This window comes from Mycobacterium sp. TH-M106, assembly GCF_057473765.1.
Map to the genome: position 1 here is coordinate 1 of NZ_JBYCLE010000044.1, position 6,907 is coordinate 6,907.

General features: G+C 67.8%; 5 protein-coding genes. 3 read left to right on the forward strand and 2 right to left on the reverse strand.

What is annotated here, in order from left to right:
* On the forward strand, positions 1-1,158 hold a 1,158-nt coding region (locus tag AC2VOP_RS01545; RefSeq protein ID WP_486959332.1), incomplete at its 5' end, for a helix-hairpin-helix domain-containing protein.
* Positions 1,159-1,580: 422 nt separating this feature from the next.
* Positions 1,581-2,228 (forward strand): nitroreductase family protein, encoded by a 648-nt coding sequence (locus AC2VOP_RS01550; protein WP_486959333.1) that lies wholly within the window; start codon positions 1,581-1,583, stop codon positions 2,226-2,228.
* Between the two features lies 1 nt (position 2,229).
* On the opposite strand, the gene AC2VOP_RS01555 is transcribed toward AC2VOP_RS01550, so the two are convergent.
* A complete protein-coding gene (locus AC2VOP_RS01555; RefSeq protein ID WP_486959334.1) occupies positions 2,230-2,694 on the reverse strand; it encodes a tRNA (cytidine(34)-2'-O)-methyltransferase in 465 nt (154 codons plus the stop codon).
* A gap of 402 nt (positions 2,695-3,096) precedes the next feature.
* Entirely contained in the window at positions 3,097-3,402 is a 306-nt protein-coding gene (locus AC2VOP_RS01560) for a hypothetical protein (protein WP_486959335.1), read from the reverse strand.
* Positions 3,403-4,334: 932 nt separating this feature from the next.
* On the opposite strand from AC2VOP_RS01560, the gene AC2VOP_RS01565 reads away from it, so the two are divergent.
* Positions 4,335-6,907: sensor histidine kinase (locus AC2VOP_RS01565; RefSeq protein WP_486959336.1), on the forward strand; the 2,573-nt coding region annotated here is incomplete at its 3' end.

A 6,907-nucleotide genomic window follows, 5' to 3' on the forward strand; every position in this document is an offset into this window, starting at 1 on the left:
CCGCTGTTTCAGGAGCAGCTGATGCAGCTGGCGGTGGACTGCGCGGGTTTCTCGGCGGGAGAGGCCGACCAGCTGCGCCGCGCCATGGGGTCCAAACGGTCCACCGAGCGGATGCGACGGCTGCGGACCCGGTTCTACGACGGCATGCGTGAGCTGCACGGCATCACCGGCGAAGTGGCCGACCGTATCTACGAAAAGCTGGAAGCCTTTGCCAACTACGGGTTTCCGGAGAGCCACGCTTTGAGCTTCGCGTCGCTGGTGTTCTACTCGGCGTGGTTCAAGCTGCACCATCCGGCGGCGTTCTGCGCTGCCCTGCTGCGGGCACAGCCGATGGGCTTCTACTCGCCACAGTCGCTGGTGGCCGACGCCCGCCGACACGGCGTGGTGGTGCACGGCCCGGACGTCAACGCCAGCCTGGCGCACGCAACGTTGGAGCACGCGGGAACGCAGGTCAGGTTGGGACTGGGCGGTGTCCGTCATATCGGAGACGAACTCGCCGAGAAGCTGGTCGGGGAGCGAAACACCGGCGGGGCGTTCGTCTCGCTGGCGGATCTGACTTTCCGGGTGCAGCTTTCGGTGCCGCAGGCCGAAGCACTGGCCACCGCCGGTGCTTTTGCCTGCTTTTCGATGTCGCGGCGGGAGGCGCTGTGGGCGGCCGGGGCGGCCGCGAGCCAGCGCCCCGGCCGGTTACCGGGGGTGGGCGCCCCCTGCATCGACGGGTCGCACATCCCGGCGCTGCCCGGAATGAGCGAGACCGAGTTGGCCGCCGCAGACGTGTGGGCCACCGGCGTCTCCTGCGACAGTTTCCCGACCCAGTTCGTCCGCGCTGACCTCGACGCGGCAGGGGTGATCCCCGCCGAGAAGCTGTTAAGCGTGCCCGACGGCACCCGGGTGCTGGTCGCCGGGGCGGTGACCCACCGGCAGCGGCCCGCAACCGCGCGCGGGGTGACGTTCGTCAACCTCGAAGACGAGACCGGAATGGTCAACGTGCTGTGCACGCCGGGAGTGTGGGCGCGGCACCGCAAGCTGGCGGCCACGGCGGCGGCGCTGCTGGTACGCGGGCAGCTCCAGAATGCCAGCGGGGCGGTCACCGTGGTGGCCGAGCGGCTGAGCTCGATCGCCCTGGCGGCAGGATCTCGCTCCCGTGACTTCCGTTGACCACCTTCTCCTGTGACGTCCGTTGACCACCTTCTCCCGCGACTTTCGCTAGCCACCTTCTCCCGCGACGTCCGTTGACCACCTCCTCCCGCGAACTCCTCCCGCGAACGTCCGTTGACCACCTCCTCCCGCGAACTCCTCCCGCGAACGTGAAGCTGTTGCGAAATTTTCGCGAATTTTTCGCAACAGCTTCACACTCGGCGGCGAGGGTGGCTCGGCGGGCGGGTGGCTCGGCGGGCGGGTGGCTCGGCGGCGAGGGTGGCTCGGCGGGCGGGTGGCTCGGCGGGCGGGTGGCTCGGCGGGCGGGTGGCTCGGCGGGCGGGTGGCTCGGCGGGCGAGTGGGTGGCTCGGCGGGCGGGTGGCTCGGCGGGCGGGTGGCTCGGCGGGCGGGTGGCTCGGCGCCAACGACTAGGCTCCCAGCCATGATCCTGAACCTGTCTGTCGACGAAGTCCTGACCACCACCCGATCGGTGCGCAAACGACTCGACCTGGATAAGCCGGTGCCGCGTGAGGTGCTGATGGAGTGCCTGCAGCTGGCGCTGCAGGCGCCTACCGGCTCTAACGCGCAGGGCTGGCAGTGGATGTTCGTCACCGACCCGGTGAAAAAGCAGGCGATCGCCGACATCTACCGCGCCAACGCGCTGCCGTACCTGGATCTGCCCAAGCCGGAATACGCCGACGGCGACGTCCGGGGTGAGCGCATGCAACCGGTCACCGACTCGGCGCGCTATCTCGCGGAGAACATGCAGGAGGTTCCGGTGCTGATGATTCCGTGTCTGGAGGGCCGGGTGGAGCAGGCGCCGTTGGGATTGAGCGCGTCGTTCTGGGCGTCGCTGTTCCCGGCGGTGTGGAGCTTCTGCCTGGCGCTGCGCTCGCGCGGGCTGGGTTCCTGCTGGACCACCCTGCACCTGCTCGAAGACGGCGAGAAGCAGGCCGCCGAGGTGCTCGGCATCCCGCATGACACGTACAGCCAGGGCGGGCTGTTTCCGATCGCCTACACCAAGGGCACCGACTTCAAGCCGGCCAAGCGGCTGCCCGCCGAACAGCTCACCCACTGGGACAGCTGGTGATTTATACCGCCCCTCTGAACCCGTGCTGACGCCACGCCTCGTAGACGGCGACCGCGGCCGCGTTGGAGAGGTTCAGTGACCGCCGGCCGGCCAGCATCGGGATGCGCAGCTGCGCGGTGACGTGCTCATCGGCCAGCACCGCCGCTTCCAGCCCGGCCGGTTCGGGCCCGAACAGCAACACGTCACCGGCCTGGTAGCGCACGTCGGCAAACGATGTGCTCGCCTGCGCGGTGAAGGCGAACACCCGAGCCGGCAGCAGAGCATCCCACGCCGCCTGCAGCGACGGGTGCACGGTGACCGACGCCAGGTCGTGATAGTCCAGCCCGGCACGCCGCAGCTTGGGCTCGGACAGGTCGAAGCCCAGCGGCTCGACAAGATGCAGCTGTGCGCCGGTAGCCGCCACCATCCGGATCGCATTTCCCGTGTTGGGCGCGATACGGGGTGAATAGAACACGAGCCGGAACACGGCGCCAGTGTAGGAACGCTGCCGCAGGGTGCTCCAATGTCAACGACAAACGCGCGATGACCACGCCGTGCCAGGTATCGTCGACCGTTTGCTCGCACGCCCATCTTGGGGTCCGGCGCGGTCCCGCAAACTCTGCCTGTTCAGTAAGAAGTGCGGTGACTTCGGCTGCGGGCGTTTCTCTACCATCTCGGCGACCAAGAGGTCCACGAACGGATGTCGATGCCCGGTGACTCAAACGAAGCCGAATTACGGGTGGCCGTGACCGCCCTTGAGGAGCTGGCCAAGGCAGCGGGTCGGGTTACTTCGGCCGGGATGAGCATGCCATCGGCCACCACCCACTCGATGAACCGATCCACCGACACACCTCACTCGGTGGCAGCATGCTGGATCAAGACAACTTCGTCATTCGACACCGCCGACACCACCTTCATTCGGCACGGGGCCGCCGGGCAGGTACGGCCCCACTACGATATTCGGGCACGTTTGGAACACCGACACGAAGGTGCCCGTGCTCGGGCAGTAGGTCACCTTTGAGAAATCGTCTTGGCAGAGCCGCGGGTCGTAGCAGTACGGCTTTATCGGGTCGGCGCTGGCTGCGCCAGCTTTTGCGATAGCTAACCAGATCAAGACAACCGCCCAAATCACGACTAAGGCTAGCGCAACGCCAGTGTGTTTGTTCACATCAACCCTTTCTACTTCATCGGGCACATGTATATGGTGGCGACGCCAAAGACCCGCAGTTGCTCACCATAGGACACGCCCTGAGTGCGGAGTTCCTCTCCGACGACCAAGGTGGCACGCCATCACACGTGACTTGAGCCATACGTAAGGCAGTCTGCGTAGTGATGTGGAACCCGTTTCGCTCAAGAGCCTGAGCGTATGCATCAAAACTGTGCACTGCCAGGCCCCGGCACTTCAGCGTCTGCGATAGGCGTACACGCCACAGCCCACAGAAGGAAACTACTCGTCAGCCCGCACAGCAAACTTTTATTCATCATCGTACCCTTCTTTTTATGAGTCACGCTGTCGCATATTCACACGCCCAAAGCAGTGCAGAACCGGAAATAGCCCGCCTCTGGCGAGCACGCCGACCCGGACCACCAACACGACGTAGCCCGGGCGCCACGCGGATCGCCTTCCGGCGGTTCACTCCGTTTATCTTGTCAATATTCCACTTTGATAGAGGATCATACGCTTCAGCGTTGGGAGAGTCGAGTCATCGAGGTCAACCGACCAGGTAGCCATTGATGAACCGCCATGCGCGGCGCGGTAGTAGCCATCGCTGCGGACCGGCGCTCGGGACTCGGCGAAAGACTCGGCGAAGGTCTCGGCGAAGGACTCGGCGAAAGACTCGGCGAAGGTCTCGGCGAAAGACGCGGCGAAAGACTCGGCGAAAGACTCGGCGAAAGACTCGGCGAAGGTCTCGGGCTGGTCGTAGGGTGTCGTCGACCGTTTGCTCGCACGCCCATTTCAGGGTCCCGCGCGGTCCCGCAAACTCTGTCTCTTCAGTAAGAAGTGTGGTGACTGCGGCCGCGGGCTGTCATACTTGTCGGGTTGCCATCGTCGCGTCACGGGCCTAGCACGGCTTGTGGAGCGTCGTCGACCCGTCAGCGGGCGCGGTGTGCAGGAAGTCCAAGCCAATGAACGCCAATCAACGAGGCGCCACCAGTGACGCTCACCCGGACGGTCGGTATCCCGGCCGCGGACCGGTGACCCTGTTCTCCCACCCGGACGGGGCACCGGCAAAGGGCAGCCGCGCTGGACCGGACGCACCGACCGGGCGGCCGGCGAAGCAGCTGCCGAGGTGGGTGGTGCGCAATTGGCCGGTCCGCTGGAAGGTGCTGGCGATCGCGCTGCTTCCGATGGCGCTGGCGATCGCCTTCGGCGGGCTGCGGATCGCCGGCGCACTCACCGAAGCCGGCCGGCTGCGGCTGGCCGCTGACCGCGCGGTAATGGTCCCGGCGATCACCGACTACATGTCGGCGTTGGGCAGCGCGCTGGTAGCCGCCTCTTCCGGAGGGGACGCCCAGGGCGCGAAGAGGGGTTACGAGAACCGCAAATACGAACTGCAGTCGCGGATGGCGGACACCGACGTGGCGCCCGACGTGCGGTCCGGAGTCACCACTGTGCTGGAGCGGGGCCAGAGCCTGCTGGACGCGGTGTTGGCGAACAGCATCGGGTTGCGGGACCGGGTGACCGGCTACGCACCGATCCTGATGACCGCCCAGGACGCGATCAACGGGTCGGTGCGTCTGGACAACGAACGGATTCGGGCCGAGACCGAGGGCCTGAGCCGGGCCGTCGGCGCACGCGGGCAGATGATGATGCAGCAACTGCTGGTCGACCGGGGCGGCGAGCTCCCCGAACAGGATCTGCGCACCGCGATGATCACCGTGGCCGGCACCGAGCCGTCGACGCTGCTGGGGATGAACCAGGTGCTCGGCGTCGACTCGCCGGACGCCAAGAAGCTGCAGCAGCAGCTGGTGACCCGGATGGCGGTGATGTCCGACCCGGCCAGTGTGCTGCCCAACAACCCGGTGCTGCAGGACTCGATACACAGCACCGACGCGATCGCCGCGCGGGTGATCGAGCGGACCAGCGGGTCGGTGATCCAGTCTGTGGACGACCGCGCCGCTGCCCAGCGCGACGCCGTGATTCGCGACATCGTCCTGATGCTGGCGGCGATCGGGCTCGCGCTGGCGGCGGTGTGGCTGGTAGCCCGATCGCTGGTGCAGCCGCTGCGCACGCTGCGGGACGGCGCCCTGCAGGTCGCCCACACCGACCTGGAGAACGAGATCGCCCAGGTGCGGGCCGGCTCGGCTGGTTCAGAGCGGGATCCCGCGCCGCTGCCGGTGCACACCACCGAGGAGGTCGGCCAGGTTGCGCACGCGGTCGACGAGCTGCACGCCCAGGCGCTGCTGCTGGCCGGTGACGAAGCGAGGTTGCGACTGCTGGTCAACGACATGTTCGAGACCATGTCGCGGCGCAACCGCTCCCTGGTCGACCAGCAGTTGTCGCTCATTGAGCGGCTGGAGCGTGACGAGGACGACCCGGATCGCCTGGACAGCCTGTTCCGGCTGGATCACCTTGCCGCCCGGATGCGCCGCAACGGCGCCAACCTGCTGGTGTTGGCCGGCGCGCAGATCTCGCATGAGAAGGGCCGATCGGTGCCGTTGGCGACGGCGATCAACGCGGCCACCTCCGAGGTGGAGGGTTACCGCCGGGTCGAGACTGCGATGGTGCCCGACGTCATGGTGGTCGGCGCAGCCACCGGCGACGCCATCCACCTGTTCGCGGAGTTGATCGACAACGCGCTGCGCTACTCGCCGCCGACGGCGCCGGTCCAGGTTTGCGCCGAGTCCGCCGCCGACGACGGGGTGCTGGTCCAGATCGTCGACTCCGGGTTGGGAATGATCGACACCGACCTTCGCATCGCCAACATGCGGCTGAGCACCGGCGGCGAGGCCACCCCCGAAAACGCACGGCACATGGGCCTTTTCGTGGTCGGCCGGCTGGCGCAGCGGCACCGGATCCGGGTGTGGCTCTCGCCGACGTCGCCCGCCGGGCGGGGCATCACCGCCAGGGTGTACCTGCCGCCGAGCCTGCTGGTCGGCGCCATCGGTGGCATCGAAGGCACCGGAGGCACCGGAGGCTTCGGAGGCGCAGGTGGCATCGGTGGCTTCGGTAGCACCGGAGGCATCGAAGGCACCGGAGGCTTCGGAGGCGCCGGTGCCATTGGCGGCAGGGATAGCAGGGATAGCAGGGATAGCAGGGAGCCGCGCCGGACTCCGGCTGTGGTCGTTTCGCCAGTGCCCACGCAGATCGCCGACGAACAGGTCACCCGGGCGGGCGAGCCCACAATCTCGCCGCTGCCGCGGCGCAGCCCGGGATCCAGCGGGATCACCGGCATGCCCACCGAACCGCCGGCCGTCGCCGGGAACCGGTCGCCGGCTGAAGCCGCACCTGACGTGTTGGCCGGGCCCGGGCAGTCCCCGGACCCGCCGGCCGCGCCGGCCGGGCTGGTCGCGCCGGCCGGGCCGGCCGGGCAGTCCCCGGCCGGGCCGGCGGCGCCGGACCCACTGGTGTCGCCGAACGGTCCGGCACCGCCTGGCGGGACCCACGTCGAGGACGTGATCTACCAACGGATGATGTCGGAGTGGCTGGTCGACCCGCACGAGTTGGGCCGCAGCGCCGACCTGGACTGGAAGTCGGT

Bases quoted from the DNA above. Each gene is read 5' to 3' on its own strand.
- AC2VOP_RS01550 (WP_486959333.1), top strand. From the start codon at position 1,581: ATGATCCTGAACCTGTCTGTCGACGAAGTCCTGACCACCACCCGATCG.